The sequence below is a fragment of the Paenarthrobacter ureafaciens genome (genome assembly GCF_004028095.1).
Lineage (GTDB): Bacteria > Actinomycetota > Actinomycetes > Actinomycetales > Micrococcaceae > Arthrobacter > Arthrobacter ureafaciens.
Window position 1 is genome coordinate 1 of sequence record NZ_SBHM01000004.1, and the last position, 18,765, is coordinate 18,765.

At 64.3% G+C, this 18,765-nt stretch carries 18 protein-coding genes; 11 read left to right on the top strand and 7 right to left on the bottom strand.

The genetic code is table 11. The features are described from left to right. Positions 1–176: 176 nt before the first annotated feature. Genes AUR_RS00850 through AUR_RS00865 form a run of 4 tightly spaced genes read right to left on the bottom strand, consistent with a single transcriptional unit; the run spans position 177 to position 3,686 of the window. The gene (locus tag AUR_RS00850; RefSeq protein WP_021472511.1) at positions 177–683 is read right to left on the bottom strand and encodes an Lrp/AsnC family transcriptional regulator; all 507 of its coding nucleotides are present in this window, start codon (positions 681–683) and stop codon (positions 177–179) included. A gap of 51 nt (positions 684–734) precedes the next feature. Then, positions 735–1,373, bottom strand: coding sequence for a TMEM175 family protein (locus tag AUR_RS00855; RefSeq protein WP_062097403.1), 639 nt, complete (start codon positions 1,371–1,373; stop codon positions 735–737). A gap of 42 nt (positions 1,374–1,415) precedes the next feature. Continuing rightward, positions 1,416–2,645 (bottom strand): MFS transporter, encoded by a 1,230-nt coding sequence (locus AUR_RS00860; RefSeq protein ID WP_062097401.1) that lies wholly within the window; start codon positions 2,643–2,645, stop codon positions 1,416–1,418. A 9-nt stretch (positions 2,646–2,654) separates the two neighbouring features. Further along, on the bottom strand, positions 2,655–3,686 hold the full coding sequence (locus AUR_RS00865; protein ID WP_062097399.1) for a nitronate monooxygenase: 1,032 nt from the start codon (positions 3,684–3,686) through the stop codon (positions 2,655–2,657). A gap of 40 nt (positions 3,687–3,726) precedes the next feature. Between AUR_RS00865 and AUR_RS00870 the strand changes: the two genes are divergently transcribed. Beyond that, the gene (locus AUR_RS00870) at positions 3,727–4,674 is read left to right on the top strand and encodes an N-acetylglucosamine kinase (protein ID WP_062097397.1); all 948 of its coding nucleotides are present in this window, start codon (positions 3,727–3,729) and stop codon (positions 4,672–4,674) included. 23 nt (positions 4,675–4,697) lie between these two features. On the opposite strand, the gene AUR_RS00875 is transcribed toward AUR_RS00870, so the two are convergent. Next, complete coding sequence (locus AUR_RS00875) at positions 4,698–5,714, bottom strand: pirin family protein (protein ID WP_062097395.1); 1,017 nt, start codon at positions 5,712–5,714, stop codon at positions 4,698–4,700. Between the two features lie 47 nt (positions 5,715–5,761). Here AUR_RS00875 and AUR_RS00880 point away from each other — a divergent pair, with 47 nt between their 5' ends. The 8 genes from AUR_RS00880 (at position 5,762) to AUR_RS00915 (ending at position 14,958) form a co-directional block, all read left to right on the top strand. Then, positions 5,762–7,558, top strand: a complete 1,797-nt coding sequence (locus tag AUR_RS00880; protein WP_062097393.1) for a glycoside hydrolase family 35 protein — start codon at positions 5,762–5,764, stop codon at positions 7,556–7,558. Between the two features lie 281 nt (positions 7,559–7,839). Continuing rightward, the gene (gene rsgA, locus AUR_RS00885) at positions 7,840–9,030 is read left to right on the top strand and encodes a ribosome small subunit-dependent GTPase A (protein WP_062097392.1); all 1,191 of its coding nucleotides are present in this window, start codon (positions 7,840–7,842) and stop codon (positions 9,028–9,030) included. A gap of 161 nt (positions 9,031–9,191) precedes the next feature. After that, positions 9,192–10,286 (top strand): ABC transporter ATP-binding protein, encoded by a 1,095-nt coding sequence (locus AUR_RS00890; protein ID WP_062097390.1) that lies wholly within the window; start codon positions 9,192–9,194, stop codon positions 10,284–10,286. After that, on the top strand, positions 10,286–11,014 hold the full coding sequence (locus AUR_RS00895; RefSeq protein WP_021472521.1) for an ABC transporter permease: 729 nt from the start codon (positions 10,286–10,288) through the stop codon (positions 11,012–11,014). The genes AUR_RS00890 and AUR_RS00895 overlap by 1 nt, the downstream gene beginning before the upstream one ends. Next, positions 11,011–11,757 (top strand): ABC transporter permease, encoded by a 747-nt coding sequence (locus AUR_RS00900; protein ID WP_062097388.1) that lies wholly within the window; start codon positions 11,011–11,013, stop codon positions 11,755–11,757. The genes AUR_RS00895 and AUR_RS00900 overlap by 4 nt, the downstream gene beginning before the upstream one ends. Further along, entirely contained in the window at positions 11,754–12,716 is a 963-nt protein-coding gene (locus AUR_RS00905; RefSeq protein ID WP_021472523.1) for an ABC transporter substrate-binding protein, read from the top strand. The genes AUR_RS00900 and AUR_RS00905 overlap by 4 nt, the downstream gene beginning before the upstream one ends. 120 nt (positions 12,717–12,836) lie before the next feature. Next, positions 12,837–14,057 carry a pyridoxal phosphate-dependent aminotransferase gene (locus AUR_RS00910; protein WP_021472524.1) on the top strand — a complete coding sequence of 407 codons (1,221 nt, stop codon included), beginning with the start codon at positions 12,837–12,839 and terminating at the stop codon, positions 14,055–14,057. 49 nt (positions 14,058–14,106) lie between these two features. Continuing rightward, positions 14,107–14,958, top strand: a complete 852-nt coding sequence (locus AUR_RS00915) for a polyphosphate kinase 2 family protein (protein ID WP_021472525.1) — start codon at positions 14,107–14,109, stop codon at positions 14,956–14,958. A gap of 10 nt (positions 14,959–14,968) precedes the next feature. Here AUR_RS00915 and AUR_RS00920 read toward each other — a convergent pair whose 3' ends face one another. Beyond that, on the bottom strand, positions 14,969–15,202 hold the full coding sequence (locus AUR_RS00920; RefSeq protein ID WP_021472526.1) for an exodeoxyribonuclease VII small subunit: 234 nt from the start codon (positions 15,200–15,202) through the stop codon (positions 14,969–14,971). Between the two features lie 87 nt (positions 15,203–15,289). Beyond that, positions 15,290–16,567 carry an exodeoxyribonuclease VII large subunit gene (xseA, locus tag AUR_RS00925; protein ID WP_062097383.1) on the bottom strand — a complete coding sequence of 426 codons (1,278 nt, stop codon included), beginning with the start codon at positions 16,565–16,567 and terminating at the stop codon, positions 15,290–15,292. A 160-nt stretch (positions 16,568–16,727) separates the two neighbouring features. Between xseA and AUR_RS00930 the strand changes: the two genes are divergently transcribed. Both AUR_RS00930 and AUR_RS00935 read left to right on the top strand, forming a co-directional pair. Beyond that, positions 16,728–17,603 carry a hypothetical protein gene (locus AUR_RS00930; protein WP_062097381.1) on the top strand — a complete coding sequence of 292 codons (876 nt, stop codon included), beginning with the start codon at positions 16,728–16,730 and terminating at the stop codon, positions 17,601–17,603. Positions 17,604–17,612: 9 nt separating this feature from the next. Then, a complete protein-coding gene (locus AUR_RS00935) occupies positions 17,613–18,698 on the top strand; it encodes a 4-hydroxy-3-methylbut-2-enyl diphosphate reductase (protein WP_062097379.1) in 1,086 nt (361 codons plus the stop codon). Positions 18,699–18,765: the final 67 nt, after the last annotated feature.

Below are 18,765 nucleotides of genomic sequence, written 5' to 3' on the forward strand. Positions count from 1 at the left end.
TCCCGGTGATTGGGCTGGGACTCGCCGTCACGGCCGTAGGCCTCCAGGCCGCCGTCGTGGGTTTCACGGCCCTGTGCGGGGTGGCGGCGCTGCTGCTCGCCGCCGTTTCGCTGCGGGTTGCCCGGAAGGGGCTAACGACGCCGGTCGCGCACGTGGGCGGCCCGGTCCAGCCGTGCTTACCCGGGGAGCGGACCCCGGTTGCCCGGGATGTGCTGGAAAACCATGGTTGTTTCCGTATGGCCCACTACGGGGTCGGTGGCCAGATTGTCCAGAAGCCAGTTGCGGAGATCGTCCGTATTGGCGACGGCGATGTGCAGCAGGTAGTCGACGGAACCCGTGGTGTGGAACGTGGAAATCACTGCCGGCAGCTTGGGCACACGGGCGGTAAAGCGGTCGATCTGATCGCGGTCGTGGGCGCGGAGGCGCACGGCGATGAGTGCTTGGACCGAACGGCCGATTGCGGGCAGGCTCAGCACGGCCTCGAACCCTTCGATGATGCCGCGCTCTGACAAAGCCCGGGTCCGCATCAGCGCCGTGGAAGGGGCTATGCCCACCAGTTCGGCCAGTTGTTTGTTGGAGATGCGGGCGTCCTCCACCAGGGCGGCAAGGATTCGCTCGTCGATAGCGTCCAGCGGCTCCGCGTTACCCGGGCTGGATCGAACATTCTTCGCGGCGCTGCTCACTTGTCCTCCTGAAATTACCGTTTGTTCATCATAGCGGTGAATTCCCTGCAACTAAGCGGTTGCCGCTCTCTCGAGGCGCCTGGTGGAGAGCCGCTGCAGCGGTTCGCTGGCCACCATGAGGATCAACGGCAGATTGCCGAGGCCGGGAGCGATGAGGGCAACGATCAGCGCCAGGAAGAAGAGGCCTGCCACAATGGCCCCGGAACGGATTCCGGCCGCGGACTCCACGCGGTCCATGGTGTGGAGGTCCGGGTGGCGGCGCAAGTGCAGGCGGGCGGCCAGGAGCATGACACTGGTGGCCAGCAAGGTGCCGATGTAGACCAGTGGTTGGGCCCAGTCCGGATGCATCTGTGTTGACAGGGCAGTGGCCACCGGCATCCAGACGATGGTAAACATCCACCCCACGGTCAGCCAGAGCAAACCGGAATCCACGCGGCGCACTACCCGGAAGAGACGGTGGTGGTGAACCCAGAAAACTGCGATCAGAAGGAAGCTCAGAGCGAAGCCCAGCAACGCAAACCGCTCACGGTCGAACCATTCGGCGGTAGTTCCTTCCTCATCGGCGAGGTCGCCCACGCTCTCCATGAGCGGGAGGATCAGCAACGTCAGGGCAATCGCCACAACAGCGTCGGTAAATGCCTGAAGCCGCTCCGGCGAGGACAGTTCCCGGGGCCTGGTGACCTGTGCCATGAGACTGATTGTAGGGGGTTCCGCGCCGAAACCAGCCTGTCATTAGCCCTGGGGAACCGTTCGGTGAACCACCGCGGTGACAACCGCCGTCGTGACGGCCAGGGCGGTCACGGCCAACGCCAAAGCTGTCCAGCCATAGGCCTGGAAGGCGAGCCCGCCCGCCCATCCGATGATGCTCGAGCCCATGTAGTAGGAGAGGTTATACAGCGAAGCAGCCTGTGCCCGGCCTTTCGTGGCGATCGCCCCTGTCCATCCTGACCCAACGCTGTGCGCGGCAAAGAAGCCACCGGTAAAGACCACGAGTCCGGCCAAGGTGGCCACGAGGTTATCGAAAAGAGTCAGGGCAAGCCCGGCGCACATCACGCCGATGCCGGCCAGGAGCACGTTGCGGCGACCAAACCGCGTCGTCAGTCCCGCTCCCCACCGTGACGTCACCGTGCCTGAGAGATAGGCCAGGAAAATGAGGCTGACCAGCGTCGCTGGAAGATTGAACGGTTCGGCATGCAGGCGGAAGCCCAGGTAGTTGTAGACCGCCACAAAACCGCCCATGAGCAGGAAGGCCTGAAGGTAGAGGGCGAAGAGCTTGGGGTTGGTTGCGTGTCCGCTCAAGGTGCGCCACGCGCCCCGAAGGCCTTGGACAGGAGCCGGTGTGAAGCGCCGCTGTTTGGGGACCAAGAGCAGGAAGAGGACTGCTGACAACGTGGCCAGCACGGCCACCGCGAGCGCAGCCGCCCGCCACCCCCACAGCTCGCCCACGGGCCCGGCCACCAGCCGTCCGGCCAATCCGCCCAGGGTTGTTCCGGCCACGTAGCTGCCGGCGGCGAGGGCCGTGTGGATTTTGGTGACTTCCTCGTTCAAGTAGGCGATGGCAATTGCGGGAATTCCTCCCAATGCCATGCCCTCCAGCGCCCGCAGGCCCAGGAGGACCGGAACGGTGGGTGCGAGTGGAACCAGCAGTCCAAGGATGGTGGCGGCGCCGATTCCGATTGCCATGGCGCGGACCCGGCCGATGCGGTCGGCGAGGAAAGACCAAGGGAGGACGGTGACGGCCAGGCCCACGGTGGCCAGGGAGATGCTGAGTGCCGCGTCGGCAGCGGAGATGCGGAGGTCAGCGGCCATAAGGGGCAGGACTGCTTGGGTGGAATACAGCTGGGCGAACGTGGCTACACCTGCCATTGCCAGGGCCGCCAGGATCCGGCGGTAGCCACTGGAGCCTTTGGGGTGGCCGTCCCAGGTATCGGTTGCGGCAGTGGTGTCAGGTGCTTTTGTCACCGTTTCAGGTTATGCCCCGCCGAGGAAGTCCTTGACGACGTCGGTTGCTGAGCCGGTCCGGGCGGTCCGCCAACCGGTTCCGGCCCACAGATTGAGGCGGTGCGGGTCGCCGGCGGCCGACGCGGAGGCACGCACGGGTGCTGTCAGGTGGTGGATGGCCGGATACCCAACAGGTGCGTTGGCGTGATCGCGGACGAAGTCGTTCACCAAGGAACGCGCCAGGCGGCCGGTGAACGCACGCGTCATTGCAGTCTCCCTGAATTGCGCATCGCCCAAGGCGTCTTTGTGTGTTTGCCGGGCACCGCTTTCCTCGGTCCGGACCAGGGCGGTGCCAACCTGAACTGCCGAAGCGCCTGCGGCGAGAGCTTCCCTGAGGGCCTCGCCATCAGTGATGGCGCCTGCGGCTATCAAGGGAAGCTCGACGGCGGATCGCACCTGGGTGACGAGCGCCGCCGTCGTTCCTGGTGCGGTGGCGCTCCCGGCACCGCGCGGGAGGAAGGCGGTGGTGTGGCCTCCTGCCGAACTGTGCTGGACGGCCAGCGCGTCCGGGCCTTCTTCAGCGGCCGCCCGGGCCTCTTCGACGGTGGTCACGCTGGTGATCACGACGCTCCCTGCCTTCTGCAAGGCTTTGACCACGGAGGTGCCGGGGAGCCCGAAGGCGAAGCTGACGTATTCAACCGGATCTGCCAGAAGAGCGTCGATCTTTTCCTGCCATGCGTCGTCGTCATCCAGGCGCAGCGGGGGCAAGGTCACTGAGTAGCGCTCGGCGTCAGGTTGCAGTTCCGCCCGGTAGGCCTCCAGCTGTGCCAGGACTGCGGGGCCGGGGTGGAGTTGGCCGGGGTCGGGCACAAAGACGTTCATGCCGAAGCGGAGGCCTTCGGACCGGGCGGCGGCAATCTCCGCCACCATGGCCTGGGGACTCTTGTAACCGGCCGCCAGGAAGCCCAGGCCGCCTCCTTCCTGGACAGCGCGGACCAGTGCCGTGGTGGATGTTCCGCCGGCCATGGGTGCCGCGATGAAGGGAGTGTCGAACAAGGGCATGGCGGTTTCTCCTAGGGGCGCTCCAAGCTAGTCTTTCACGGTGAACAATCTTGACTCCGCAAGCCATTCCCCTTCCAACTCCTCCTCTGGCCTGGCCGCCCCGGCCCGCACGGTGATCGGGCTGGACATTGGCGGCACCAAGACACGCGGCGTCAGGTTCCAGGACGGCGTTCCCGTCCGGGATGAGAGTGCAGGGAGCTCCAACGTCCAGAACGTCACCCGGGAACAGGCGAAGGCCAACCTGGCCGAATTGTTCGCGAAGATCGGCGGGGGCGCCGTGGAGGAGGTCTACGCAGGATCCGGCGGGATTGACACTGATGAAGGCGCCAAGGCGCTCGCGGATCTCATAGCGCCCCATGTGCCGGGTGCCCGGATCACGGTGGTGCACGATTCGCGGCTCCTGCTGGCAGCCGGTGGAGCGAGTACGGGCGTGGCTGTCATTGCGGGCACCGGTTCGGCTGCCTGGGGCCGGAACCAGGCCGGCGAGGAAGCCCGTGCCGGTGGGTGGGGCTATTTGTTGGGGGACGAGGGCAGCGGTTACTGGTTGGGCAGGGAAGCCGTACGCCACAGCCTGAGGCGCATGAACCAGGGCCTGGAGCCTGACGCGTTGAGCCAGGCGTTGTTGGACTCCTGCGGCGTTGATGATCCGGGAAAGCTGATCGCCCTTTTCCACTCCCCGGACACTGGTCGCCGGTATTGGGCGCAGCAGGCCCGGCTTGTTGTGGAGGCGGCCGCCGCAGGCGATGAAACCAGCCAACGGTTGCTCGTCCAAGCGGGCAACGACCTCGCGGACCTTGCCGCCCAAGCCGTGCGTCAACTGGGCCTGGACGGACCGGTGATCCTCGGCAGCGGCTTGGGGATGAACGTGGTGCCAATCCAGGAGGCGTTCAAGGCCCGTTTGGCTGAACGCGGCATCACGGACGTCCGGATCCTGGATCAAGACCCCGTGTTCGGCGTGCCACGGCTCGTGGCCGAACAGCGCGGCTGACGGTCAGCGCCAGCGGGCGTCGGTCATTCCTGCGGGCCCCTGGTGCGCGGCTTCAGCCTGACTCCCGGCAAGGGCGGAGCGGGAATCCGGCCCGCTTCGGGCCCGGCATCCGGTCCGTGGCCGCGGACCAGCCCGAAGCGCGCGGTGGCGGCAGCGTTGTCGTCGAGCAATCCCTGCGCCTCCCATTCTTCGCGGGCTTTTTCCACTTCGTCGTGGGTTCTGCCCACAAAGTTCCACCACATCAGCAGATCCTCGCCGAAGGGCTCGCCGCCCAGCAGCATGAAGCGGGTGTCCGGTTCGGCCTCCACCCGCAGTTCGTTCCGTCCGGCGCCCAGGTAGGCCAGTGGCCCGGCGGTGACGTTCACGCCGTCGATCACCAGCTGCCCGTCAAGGACCAGGACCGCGTGCTCAAATTCAGGCCGCAGCGGCAATGCCAGCGCGCCCGAGCCCGTGATGTCAGCACCAACAATGGGGCTGAACATGGTGGCAGGGGAGAGCGCTCCGCCGAATTCGCCCACCATTACGGTGGCGGTGAAACCCTCGCCGTTGACCACGGGCAAATCCCGGTGCTGCTCAAAGGACGGTTCGCGGTGCCGGTGTGCGTCGGGGAGGGCTACCCACAGCTGCAGTCCTCGGGACATCGGAATTTCTTCCTGCGTTGCAGGAAGGACCGAGAACTCCGAATGCGAGATGCCGTTTCCCGCGGTCATGATGTTCAATTCGCCCGGCTTGACCACGACGTCGCTGCCAACACTGTCGCGGTGCCGCACCGCTCCCTCCAAGGGCCACGTGACCGTCTGGAGCCCACAGTGGGGGTGGGGGAGAACGCTCATGGCGACGCGGTCCGGCCCGAAGCTGTCAAGGAAGCACCAGGCACCCACCGTGGGCAGTCCCCGTTGCGGCAGCGTGCGGTAGACGTTCATCGCCCGCACGCCGCCAAGCGGCACTTCACGTTCCGGCCACAACTGCACACACGGGCCCTGTCCTTCGACTGCGGCGGGACATACCTGCTCTGTGGGGGCCGGTTCCAAGTTGGTCATCTCATCACCTGTGCATAAATGTTGGAATTTGAGCTAATCTGTTCAGCGTGAGCAAAGCCCTCCTGAGCTACCACGACGCCGTGCTCTACCGTTCGGGTGAACCGTATCGCATCCTCGCTGGAGCCATCCACTACTTCCGTGTCCACCCCGAGCTGTGGCAGGACCGGCTCCGCCGCCTCAAAGCCATGGGAGCCAACACGGTTGACACCTACGTCGCGTGGAACTTCCATCAGCCAAAGAAGGACCAGGCCCCGGATTTCACGGGCTGGCGGGATTTGGGACGCTTCATCGATACCGCTGCCGGGGAAGGCCTGGACGTCATTGTCCGGCCCGGCCCCTACATTTGCGCCGAATGGGACAACGGCGGCTTCCCGGCGTGGCTGACCGGCATGCACGGGATCGGGCTGCGGTGCATGGACCCGGACTTCACGGAGGCTGTGGAGGAGTGGTTTGACCATCTGCTACCCATTGTTGCCTCCCGGCAGGCATCGCAGGGAGGGCCTGTGGTTGCGGTGCAGATCGAGAACGAATACGGCAGTTACGGGGACGACCACGACTACCTGCGGTGGAACCGCCAAGCGCTCCAGGAGCGCGGCATCACTGAGCTGCTCTTTACGGCAGACGGAGGCACGGACTACTTCCTCGACGGCGGCTCGATAGAGGGTACGTGGGCCGCGGCTACGTTGGGGAGCCGCGGTGATGAAGCCATCGAAACATGGAAGCGGCGGCGGCCGGGAGAACCTTTCTTCACGGTGGAATTTTGGGGTGGATGGTTTGACCATTGGGGCGAGCACCATCACCGGCGGGACCCCGAAGAAGCGGCCGCCGAGGCTCGCCGCATCCTCGAGCCCGGTGGTTCCCTCTGCGTTTACATGGCCCACGGAGGAACAAACTTCGGCCTGGGCTCCGGCAGCAACCATGACGGCCGCCTGCTCCAACCCACGGTCACAAGCTACGACTCCGACGCTCCGATCGCCGAGGACGGCAGCCTCACACCGAAGTTCCATGCCTTCCGGCGGGAGTTCCACCGGGCGCAGGGAATCCAGGACCTCCCCGAGCCGCCCGCCGATCTTCTGACCCCGCCTCCGGTTCTCCCCGCCCGCACGCTGACGCTCTCGGAAGGCCAGGGCCTGTGGGATTCGGCCCGCGGTTCCGGCAAGCCGGTCACCAGCGTCAGGCCGCTCAGCTTCGAGGAGCTGGGGCTCGACGGCGGCATGGTGCTTTACGAGGCAACGGCGATCCTCCCGGGCCGACCGGGCGCTCCTGCGGAAAGCCGCATCAGGATTTCCGGGCTGAACGATCGCGCGTACCTCCGGGTCGATGGCCGTTACGTGGGGGTCCTGGATGACGTCACGGGCACTGAAGGAATTGCCGTCACCGGAGAGGGTGCCCCGGCCAAACTGGAAATCCTCGTCGAGAACCTGGGCCGCATCAACTACGGTCCTTTGACGGGGCACGGCAAGGGCATCCTGGGCGGCGTCCTGATCAACCAGCGCTATACATTCCATTGGACGCAGACCCCTGTTGCGTTGGCCGATTGGACGCAGGAGAACCTTCAGGGTCTTGCCGAAGCCTCCTTTGAAGTATCCGAGCCGGCGGATACCCATATTGCCCTTCCGCAGTCCACCAAGGGATTCATCTGGCTCAACGGTTTCCTCCTTGGCCGTTTCTGGAACAAAGGCCCGCAAGCAGCGCTGTATGCACCGGCCCCTTTGCTGAGGGCTGGCCTCAACAGCATCAGGGTCCTCGAATTGGAGAAGGCGGGGAACGTCGTCGAACTCCGGGAAAAACCGGACCTGGGGCCGGCCGAGGCAGGTCCCATAGCCGCGGCCGAGCTGGGCTGATGCCGAACATCCCGGCTCGACCCAAAGCTGGAAAGCCCGCGCCAATCGGGTCTTGAGGTCTCGTCAGGACCTCCGAAGCTGGCTATCCTGAACCCTGTTGCCAATTGTTTGGACACTGACGGCTGCTAAGAGGCCGGTCCTGATGCCGGGGAGGTGGATTTGATGACTGCCATAGTACTGCGCGCCCCGCTCACAGTCGCGGCGCATCATCACACCACCACCCACGTCCCGGCATCCACCTGCCAGAGCTAGGTCTGCCGGGCCTCACAAGAGGCACTGAATTGCATACTTACGCTTCATCAAGCGACCGCTCCATTACTGAAAACAGCGCGGCTGTAAACAGCGCAGCTCCGCCGGCTCATGGCCCCATCGAATACGGTTTCACTCCCGCCACGGCCGGGCATTTCCGCGACAACCCCGTCCCGGAGAAGGGAGATTGCACGCCCGGCCGGATCGTCAGGCTGGACAGGAACCGAGTCCTTGTCGCATCCGGCGAGTGCCTGCTGCACCTGCCGTACCCCTCCCACGGGCCTGCCCCTGCCACGGGCGACTGGGTCTGGCTGGGCCGTAACACGGCAGGTGAGCCTGCCGTCGTCGCGATCCTCCCGCGCCTGTCGGCACTTAGCCGTAAACGCGCCTTCGAGTCCTCCTCCGAGGAGCAGGTCCTCGGGGCAAACATCGACATCGTGGCGGTAGTGGTCCCCATGGACCGTCCACTGACCCACAACCGGCTCGAACGAACCCTCGTAGCCGCTTGGGATTCAGGGGCAACGCCGCTGGTGGTCATCACCAAGGCGGACCTTGCCAACATCGCAGACGACGTCGTGGGGGAAGTGCTGCTGCAGGCAGCCGGCGTGGACGTTGTCACCACCTCGGCGGAACAGGGCGACGGCATCGACGAGCTCCTGAGGCACATCCCGGCGGGGGCGACCCTCGTGATGTTGGGACCCTCCGGTGCCGGTAAATCCACGCTCATCAACGCGCTCACGGGGAGCCGGCAGCAGGCCACGGGTGCAGTACGCGCCGGCGACGGCAAGGGCAGGCACACCACGACGTCCCGTGAACTGGTTCCCCTCCCCGGTGGAGCCGTGCTGATGGACACGCCCGGAGTCCGCGGCTTCGGCCTCTTTGATGCTGACGACGGCATGGAAGAGATGTTCGGCGATCTGGAAGAGCTTTTTGAACAATGCAGGTTCTCTGATTGCTCCCACCAGGCAGAGCCTGGCTGTGCTGTGCTGGAGGCCCTGGCCGTCGGTTCCCTGGACCAGCGGAGGTGGGACAGCTACCTGAAACTGCAACGAGAATTGGCCGCACTCAACCGGAAGCACGACGCTGCTGCGCGCCGTGCCTACCAGCGGGAATGGCACCAGAAAGTGGTGTCGGCCGAACGAGGGCAACGCGCCGCCGAAAGGTACCGCCATGATCGGGCTGAGGAGAGGTCGGCCAGGAAGGGAAAGCGCCGGAAGCGGTGACGATTATTGCCGATTCATTACGGAATACGTGGCGCCGCTGACATCGCAAGGCCCGCTGGCTACTCTGGGGGAAGATCGGCTTTACAGCCAAAGTCAGTGTGCTTATGATCATTTGGCTCTACCGTCCGAGGATGTCGACTTACAGATAGGTAAGCCCAGGTATGGCTGAAGCCATGATTGAGTTCCAGAGCGTGACCAAGCGGTACCAGGGGGGACAGCCGGCGGTTGACGATCTGACCATGTCCATCGACAAAGGCGCCATCACAGTCTTCGTCGGTCCCTCGGGCTGCGGCAAGACCACCTCGCTCCGGATGATCAACCGCATGGTGGAGCCCACTTCAGGCTCCATCACGGTGGACGGCAAAGACGTTTCCCACGTTCCGGCGGCGCAACTCCGCCGCTCCATGGGCTACGTCATGCAGTCAGCAGGCCTGCTTCCCCACCGATCCGTCCTGGACAACATCGCCACGGTTCCCCGGCTCAACGGCGTGCCCAAGGCAGCGGCGCGGAAACGCGCCGCTGAACTGCTCGACGTCGTCGGGCTGGCTTCCAGCCTCGGCAAACGGTACCCGTCACAGTTGTCCGGCGGACAGCAGCAGCGCGTTGGCGTAGCCCGTGCGCTCGCCGCCGATCCACCGGTCCTCCTCATGGACGAACCTTTCAGCGCCGTGGATCCGGTGGTCCGCGACGAGCTCCAGCAGGAACTGCTGAGACTGCAGCGGGAGTTGGCCAAGACCATCGTGTTCGTCACCCACGACATCGACGAGGCGACCGTCCTGGGGGACAAGGTGGCGGTCTTTGCCGTGGGCGGAAAGCTGGCCCAGTACTCGGCACCTGAAGAGATCCTCCGGGCACCTGCCAACGACTTCGTTGCCTCCTTCGTGGGCAGGGACCGGGGCTTCCGGCACCTCGCCTTCAACGCTGCCGACTCCGTGCAACTGCACCCCGTCACTATGGTGAGTGTCTCCGACGGGCACCACGCCGGCCGCGAATCGGGGGAGTGGGCGCTGGTGGTGGATCAGGATTCCCGGCCTCTGGGTTGGTCATCGCCCCGCGACGGCGCCGGCATCATTCCCGGGGGTTCGCTGTTCCGCAAGGGGGACACGCTGCGCCGGGCTTTGGATGCGGCACTGTCCTCGCCGTCGGGGTTGGGCGTCGCAGTGGACGACGACGGCAGGGTTGCCGGAGTCCTCAAGGCGCCGGAAGTCCTTGCCCTCATCGAGGAAGTCCGCCGCCACCGCGAGGACGCCACCTGATGGAGTGGTTCATCGCGAACAGCGCAATGGTGTTCGGCCTCGCGGGACAGCACCTGGTCCTGGCGGTCGTTCCCATGGTCCTTGGACTGTTGATCTCCATCCCACTGGCCCAATTGGCCCGCCGCAACCGTACGCTGCGGTCCGTGGTGGCCACAGCCACGTCCCTGCTTTACACCATTCCGTCCTTGGCGCTGTTCATCATCCTGCCAACCATCCTCGGCACCCGGATCCTCGATCCCCTCAACGTCGTTGTGGCGTTGACTATCTATGCCGTGGCACTCCTGGTCAGGGCAGCCATGGATGCCTTCGATTCCGTGGACGACGACCTCCGGAACGCGGCCGTCGCCATGGGTTTCAAGCCTTTGGCCCGTTTCTTCCAGGTGGACCTTCCGTTGTCCCTGCCGGTCCTGTTCGCCGGCCTTCGCGTCGTTTCGGTCAGCAACATTTCGCTGGTGAGCGTAGCCGCCCTGCTGGGAGTGGGGAACCTGGGAATCCTGTTCACGGACGGCCTCCAGCGCACCTTCGTGACTGAGGTTGTTGTTGGCATCATCGCCATCCTGGTGCTGGCCTTGGTGATGGACGGAATCCTGGTGGTCCTGGAACGCGTCCTGACGCCGTGGACCCGGGCATCGGGAACGGGCGGCCGCCCGGCCACCCAGGCGTCAGTCACCGAACCAAAGGCAGGGACCGCCGTCGTCAGCCGTCCGGAACCGGGGGCGTCGGCATGAGCAACGTCTTCACCGACACCGTGGCATGGTTGGCCGATCCACTCCATTGGAGCGGCAGCGGCGGTATCCCCGTCCGCCTGGCCGAGCATCTGCAGTACAGCGGGCTGGTCTTGCTGATTGCAGCTGCCATCTCCATTCCGGTGGGACTCTTCATCGGCCACACCGGACGCGGGCGCGTCGTAGCCGTAGCCTTGGCAGGCGCCTTGCGGGCCTTGCCCACCCTGGGTCTGCTGGTGCTGTTCGCACTGCTGGCCGGCAGCGGACTGATGCCTCCCGTGTGGGCCCTGGTGATCCTCACCGTTCCGCCGTTGCTCGCCGGTACGTACGCAGGCATTTCCAGCGTTGACCGTTCAGTAGTGGACGGGGCGCGTGCCATGGGCATGACCGAACTCCAGATCCTGTTCAAGGTGGAGGTGCCCAACGGGCTGCAGGTGATGTTCGGCGGTATCCGAACAGCTGTGTTGCAGGTGATCGCCACAGTGTCGGTGGTCGCCTACCTGCCCCTGGGCGGCTTTGGCCGCTACTTGTTCGACGGGCTGGTCCTGCAGGACTTCCCGCGCATGCTTGCCGGTTCCTTCCTCATCGCGGCCCTCGCGATCGCCGTGGACCTCATCCTCGCCGCCGTTCAACGCCTGGCCCTGTCACCGGGGCTCACCCTCGATTCACGCGGAAGCCACAAGGCAACCGCCGATTCCACAGCCACAGCTCCCGCAGGGGCTGCCGTTCAAGGAGGTACATCATGAAACACACCAACCCCACGTCCCTTACACGCCGGGGCCTCGGCGGCCTGGCAGCCGGCCTCGGTGTGGCACTTGCGCTGAGCGCATGCGGTGGCGGCACCCCCTTGGATTCGCCCTCCACCTCGGCAGGTACCGGGTCTGCGGACTCCGGGGCTCCTCTGGTAGTGGGCTCGGCCGACTTCCCTGAAAGCCAGGTCATCGGTGAGATCTACGCCGGCGCGCTCAACGCAGCCGGCGTCACAGCCAGCACCAAGCCCAACATCGGCTCGCGGGAGATCTACTTCAAGGCCGTCCAGGACGGCTCGGTGGACATTGTTCCGGACTATTCCGGCAACCTCCTGTCCTACGTGGACACCGAGGCCACCGAAGTTTCGGCCGAAGACGTCTACAAGGCCCTTCCGGGGAAGCTGCCCGAGGGGCTGGCCGTCCTTGAACCGGCGAAGGCCGAGTCCAAGGACGCAATGGTGGTCACCAAGGCTACGGCAGAAAAGTACCAGTTGAAGTCCATCGAGGACCTCGCCAAGGTGTGCAAGGACTTCACCATGGCAGCGCCGGCCACTTTCGAGACACGCGCTTACGGCTTCCCCGGTTTGAAGAAGAACTACAACTGCGAACTGAAGGGCCTGCAGCCCTTCAACGACGGCGGCGGCAACCTGACGCTCCAGGCACTCCTGGAAGACAAGGTGCAGGTGGCCGACATCTACACCACCACCCCGTCCATCGCCGACAACGACCTCGTGGTCCTCGAAGATCCGAAGAACAACTTCAAGGCCCAGCAGGTCCTCCCGCTCTACAACAAGTCCAAGATGACGGACAAGGCGAAGGAAGCGCTCAACAACGTTTCCAAGATCCTCACCACCGAGGACCTGATCAACCTGAACCGCTCCGTCAGCGGTGACCAGAAGCAGAGCGCCAAGGATGCTGCCGCCGCATGGCTGAAGGACAAGGGCATCGTCAAGTAGCACTTGGGTGAAACCGCGTACGACGGCGGTGACGGACCCGCGGGGGTCTGTCACCGCCGTCGGTCTATCTGTGAGTGATGTCTCAACGGAAGCGCATGACCCCTGTGGCATATTTGAGGGATGGCGAATTTCAAGCAGTCCACCAAGCTTCATAATGTCCTCTACGACATCCGTGGACCGATTCTTCAGGCCGCCCAGCAAATGGAGGCGGAGGGTCACAGGATCCTCAAACTGAACATCGGAAACCCGGCACCCTTTGGGTTTGAAGCGCCTGACGCCATCTTGGTGGACATGATCCGCCACCTTCCCAATGCCCAGGGCTACAGTGACTCCCGCGGTATCTTCTCCGCCCGTACGGCCGTGTCGCAGTACTACCAGACGCGCGGCATCCAGAACATCCATGTGGATGATATCTACCTGGGCAACGGGGTCAGCGAACTCATCACCATGTCCCTCATGGCGTTGCTCGAGGACGGGGACGAAGTCCTCATCCCCACCCCGGATTACCCCTTGTGGACGGCGTCCGTCTCTTTGGCAGGCGGCCGTCCCGTCCACTACCTGACCGACGAAGAATCGGGATGGCAGCCGGATCTTGATGACATGGAATCGAAGATCACGCCACGCACCAAGGGCATCGTCGTCATCAATCCCAACAACCCCACGGGAGCGGTCTACCCCGAAGAGACCTTGAAGAAGATTGTCGCCCTGGCCGAAAAGCACGGGCTGGTGATTTTCGCCGACGAGATCTACGAGAAGATCCTGTACGAAGACGCCGTCCACGTGAACCTGGCGGGCCTGACCGGCGATGACGTGCTGTGCCTGACGTTCAGCGGACTGTCCAAGGCGTACCGCGTTTGTGGCTACCGGGCCGGCTGGATGGCCATCTCCGGCCCCAAGAAGGACGCCGCGGACTACCTTGAAGGCATCAACCTCCTGGCGAACATGCGCCTATGCGCGAACGTTCCGGCCCAGCACGCCATCCAAACGGCGCTGGGTGGTTACCAGAGCATCAACGACCTCATCCTCCCCGGCGGCAGGCTCCTTGAGCAGCGCAACAAAGCCCACGACCTCTTGAACGCCATTCCGGGTGTGAGCACGCAGCAAGCCAGGGGAGCCCTCTACCTGTTCCCCAAGCTGGACCCGGAGGTTTACCACATCCGGGACGACGAGAAGTTTGTCCTGGATCTCTTGAGGGAACAGAAGATCCTTGTCTCGCACGGCAGGGCGTTCAACTGGGTGCGCCCTGACCACTTCCGCATGGTGACGCTGCCCAACGTCAAGGACATCGAGGAAGCAATCGGCCGCATGGCGGACTTCCTGTCGAGGTATCCGGGCAACTAGCCTGAATCCCAGGGCGCCACGGGGGCGTCGTCCGGCAGAAAGGCTAGCCATGGTTGCAGTTGAGTTCGCCAAGAGTCCCGCAGAAACGTTGAAGGTCGGTTCGGGGTTTACGCTCGCAAGCGTGGATCCCGAATCGACGCCCGGCTACACAGGCAACAAGGTTGACGGGAAGGCTTTGCTGGGTGCGCAGGACGACAGGCTGGCTGAGCTTCAGGAACAGCTGTTTGCCGAAGGTAAGTTCGGCAGCGACAAACGCCTGCTGTTGATCCTTCAAGCCATGGATACCGCAGGTAAGGGCGGGATCGTCAGCCACGTCGTCGGCGCCATGGATCCCCAAGGCGTCCACCTCACGGCGTTCAAAGCGCCCACGGATGAGGAAAAAGCCCACGATTTCCTGTGGCGGATCGAGAAGCAGGTTCCGGCCGCGGGCATGGTGGGCGTCTTCGACCGCTCCCAGTATGAGGACGTCCTCATCCACCGCGTCCATGCTTGGGCCGACGCCAAGGAGCTGGAGCGGCGGTACGCAGCCATCAACGATTTCGAAGCCAGGCTTACCGAACAAGGCACCACGATCGTCAAGGTCATGCTCAACATCAGTAAGGACGAACAGAAGGAGCGTTTGATCGCCCGCTTGGACGATCCCAGCAAGCACTGGAAGTACAGCCGTGGCGACCTCACCGAGCGGGCCCATTGGGATGACTACATGAAGGCGTACGAGGCTGCCTTTGCGGAAACCTCTACGGACACAGCTCCGTGGCACGTAGTTCCTGCCAACAAGAAGTGGTACGCACGGATCGCTGTCCAGGAGTTGCTGTTGGAGGCACTGCGGGGGATGTCGTTGGATTGGCCCAAGGCAGAATTCGACGTTGCCGCAGAGCGAGCGCTCGTGGCGGAATCCTAAGCTTTGCGGGTTACTCCGGGGCGTTGCCCGGTTCACGGGCAGCCGCCAAGCGCTTCCGTGCTCCTTCGAGCCACTCCTCGCAGCGCTTGGCCAGGGCCTCTCCGCGCTCCCACAACGCCAGGGACTCCTCGAGGCTTGCTCCGCCTGCCTCGAGCCGCCCAACGACGGCCACCAGTTGTTCCCGTGCCTCTTCGTAGCTCAGCCCGTCCAAGGCATCAGGTGTTTGGCTGCTGTTCTCGGTCATTGAAATCCTCTTGTTTAGTGCTGCTGCCAGCGGGTGAGTGGGCGTGCCCGGCGGCTTTTTCGTGTGCCTGATGCGCCCGGCGTTCGGCTATCGTTCGGCGATTTCGGCCTGGCCGGCGGACGTGGCACGGAACCTGCCGTCTGCTACCCGGATCGAGAGGGGCGTGTCCTCGGGTACCTGTTCCGGGCTGGTGACCACGGTGTGCCCTGCCTGATCCTCACCGATGATCTGCACTACGGCATAACCCCGGTCAAGGGTCTTTTGCGGAGACAGTGCACGCACCTGGGCGCGCAGGTGGTGCACCTGGTCAAGGGCACGCACTACCGCCGAGTTCACGGCAGTGTGGGACCTCTGCCTAAGTCGCGCAACCTCGTCGGCGCGGACATCCACCAGCGTATCCGGGGCTGCCAGGACCGGACGCGACCTTAGCGCGTGCAGCCTGTCGGTTTCCCGATCCACCATCCTTCCGATGCTGCGCCTCAGGTGGTCGCGTGCCTGCCGCACGGCCGCGAGTTCCTCTGAAACGTCCGGCACAATCCGCTTTGCCGCGTCGGTTGGCGTCGACGCCCGGAGGTCGGCAACGTCATCAAGGATCGGACGGTCGGCCTCGTGGCCAATGGCGCTTACCACCGGCGTGGTTGCTGCGGCCACGGCCCGGATGAGGTCCTCGTTGCTGAATGGCAGGAGGTCTTCCAGTGCTCCGCCGCCCCTGGCCATGACGATGACATCGACGTGCGGGTCCGCATCCAGTTTCCGGAGCGCCCCGATGATCTGCGATACGGCGGTGTTGCCTTGGACCGCGACTTCGCGGACATCGAACTCCACGGCGGGCCAGCGAAGCGCAGCGTTCCGCAGGACGTCTTTCTTGGCGTCCGAATCCCGGCCTGTGATGAGGCCGATCCGGTGGGGGAGGAGCGGTAGCTTGCGTTTCCGGGATTCAGCGAAGAGGCCCTCGGCAGCCAGCGCCTGGCGTAGCCGTTCGATCCTGGCGAGAAGATCGCCCAGGCCCACCGGCCGGATGTCCTTGACGGACATGTTGAGCCGTCCGGTCTTGACCCAGAAGTCTGCCTTCACCAAGGCCACCACGCGGGAGCCCCGTTCCAAGGGAGTCCGCTGGCGGTCCAGGACTGTGGACCACACGGAGGCGGGCAGGGAGATTTCGTCGTCGATGTCCCGCAAGGTGAGGAAGGCGTTGCCTCCGCGGCGGTTCATTTCAATAACCTGGCCCTCGATCCAGGCTGCAGGTGCGCGCTCAATGTGGGCTTTGAGCTTGCGGGACAACAGTTGGAGCGGCCACGGATTGTCCGGGCTGGTCTCCGCAGCAGTACCGGGCAGGGTCGATTCGGGTCTGGCTTCAGCTGACATCAGTGATCCGTGCGTTGTCCTGCATGTGTTTGTCCTCGCTAGCGCTGCTGTTGCCGTTGCCGGCGCCTTCCAACTCTATCCATAGCCTCAACCCCGGGTCCGACATTTTTCCCCGTATGTGGACAGCCTAGGATGGTGGCACTGCCCCCGAACCTCAAGGATGACTGTGCGTACCTTTGTTTCTGCAGTCGGAGTGATCCTTGCGTTGTTGCTGACAGCAGTGGCTGTACCGGCAGCGTGGGTGGACACCAACGTGGTCAAGGAAGATGGCTTCGTACGGATGGCTGCGGCGCTGGGGAACGATCCCGGCTTCCAGGAACGGCTCGCCGCTGCCGCAGCCGGCACCTTTGAATCGTCTGTCTCGCTTCCGGAACCCGTCCGAAACCTTGCTGCCGGAGCCATCAAGGATGCCGCGTCCGGCATGCAATCCTGGAGCGACTACCCGCAGGCCTGGGAGGAGACCGCGAGGAACAGCCACCGCCTGAACTTCGGCACCATCAAGGCGGAGGAGGCGCAGTCACCAACGGCGCTGCAGTTGGATATTGCTCCGCTGGTGCGGCTGATCCGGGATCACTTTGCCTCCTCCACGGGCATCCGGTTGGACGTGCCCGAACAGAGCGTCGTAACTCTCGGCCAACCCGCGCAGCGGCAGGTCATTGAGCGTGTTTCTGCGTTTGTCCCGCTGTGGTGGGTGGCCGCCGTCGGTGCCGTACTTTCCGCCTTGCTTGCCCTCGCCGCAGCGCGGCGACGCGCGGTGGTCCTGATCTTCTTTGGGCTGGGCGGGCTGGCATTGGCTGCAGTGTGGACGACGACGGCGGACATCGCCGTCCGTGCTGCGGAAAACCTCTCCAGCGGCAACAGTGTGGCGGAACTCTTCAAGGAGGAGTTTCTCGCCTCGGCCAGATCCGGCTTCGGGGAATGGATTGCGGCGAGCATATGGGCCTCTGGCGGAATGCTGGCGTTGAGTGTCATTGCGTGGCTTCTCACAGGGAGAGGACGGTCACGTTCTGCGGACCGGTCCGGCACTGGCCGGTAACATTGAAGGATGACCAGCACAGCAGTTTCTATTCCGATGCCCACGGTGCCCCGCAGACGTCGATCTCCTGAAGAGGTGCTGGCTGCCGCCCCGGTTACGGGAACCAAGAAAGTCCTGCTGGCAGCTCCCCGCGGTTACTGTGCCGGCGTGGACCGGGCCGTCATCGCGGTGGAGAAAGCGCTGGAGCACTACGGTCCGCCCGTCTATGTACGGAAGCAGATCGTGCACAACGTGCATGTTGTTACCTCCCTCGAAGAAAAGGGCGCCATCTTCGTTGACGAGACGGACGAGGTACCCGAGGGTGCCCTGGTCATTTTCTCGGCGCATGGCGTGTCTCCGGCCGTAGTTCAATCCGCAGAGGACCGCGGCCTGCGGACCATCGATGCCACGTGCCCGCTGGTTACCAAGGTCCACCGTGAAGCAGTTCGCTTCGCGAAGGAGGACTACGACATCCTGCTGATCGGCCACGACGGCCACGAGGAAGTCGAAGGAACCGCCGGCGAAGCCCCGGAACACATCCAGATCATCAACGGCCCGCACGAGGTCGGCAAGGTGACTGTCCGCGACCCCGAAAAGACCATCTGGCTCTCCCAGACAACCTTGAGTGTTGACGAGACCATGGAGACCGTGCGGATGCTCAAAGAGCGGTTCCCCACCCTTCAGGATCCGCCCAGTGACGATATTTGCTACGCCACCACCAACCGCCAGGTAGCCATCAAGAAGATCGCTCCCCAGGCTGACTTGGTGATCGTGGTTGGTTCGGCCAACTCCTCCAACTCCGTCCGCCTCGTCGAGGTAGCCCTTGAATACGGGGCCAAAGCGTCCTACCGGGTGGACTTCGCCAATGAGGTGGACGAAAGCTGGTTCGAAGGCGTGGCCACGGTGGGCGTGACTTCAGGGGCATCCGTTCCCGAGGTCCTGGTCCAGGACGTGCTCCGGCTTTTGGCCGACTATGGCTACGGCGAGGTTCAGGAAGTTGTCACGGCAGAGGAAGACCTCCTTTTCTCGCTGCCCAAGGAACTCCGCGCAACGCTCAAGCAAGCCGGCGACGTCAGCCGTGCCTTGGGCGGACGGGGCAACCGCCCCACGTCCTAACGTTTCGTGATCGTCAACGGCCCGGTTGCTTGCATCGACAGGATGCAAGCAACCGGGCCGTTTCCTT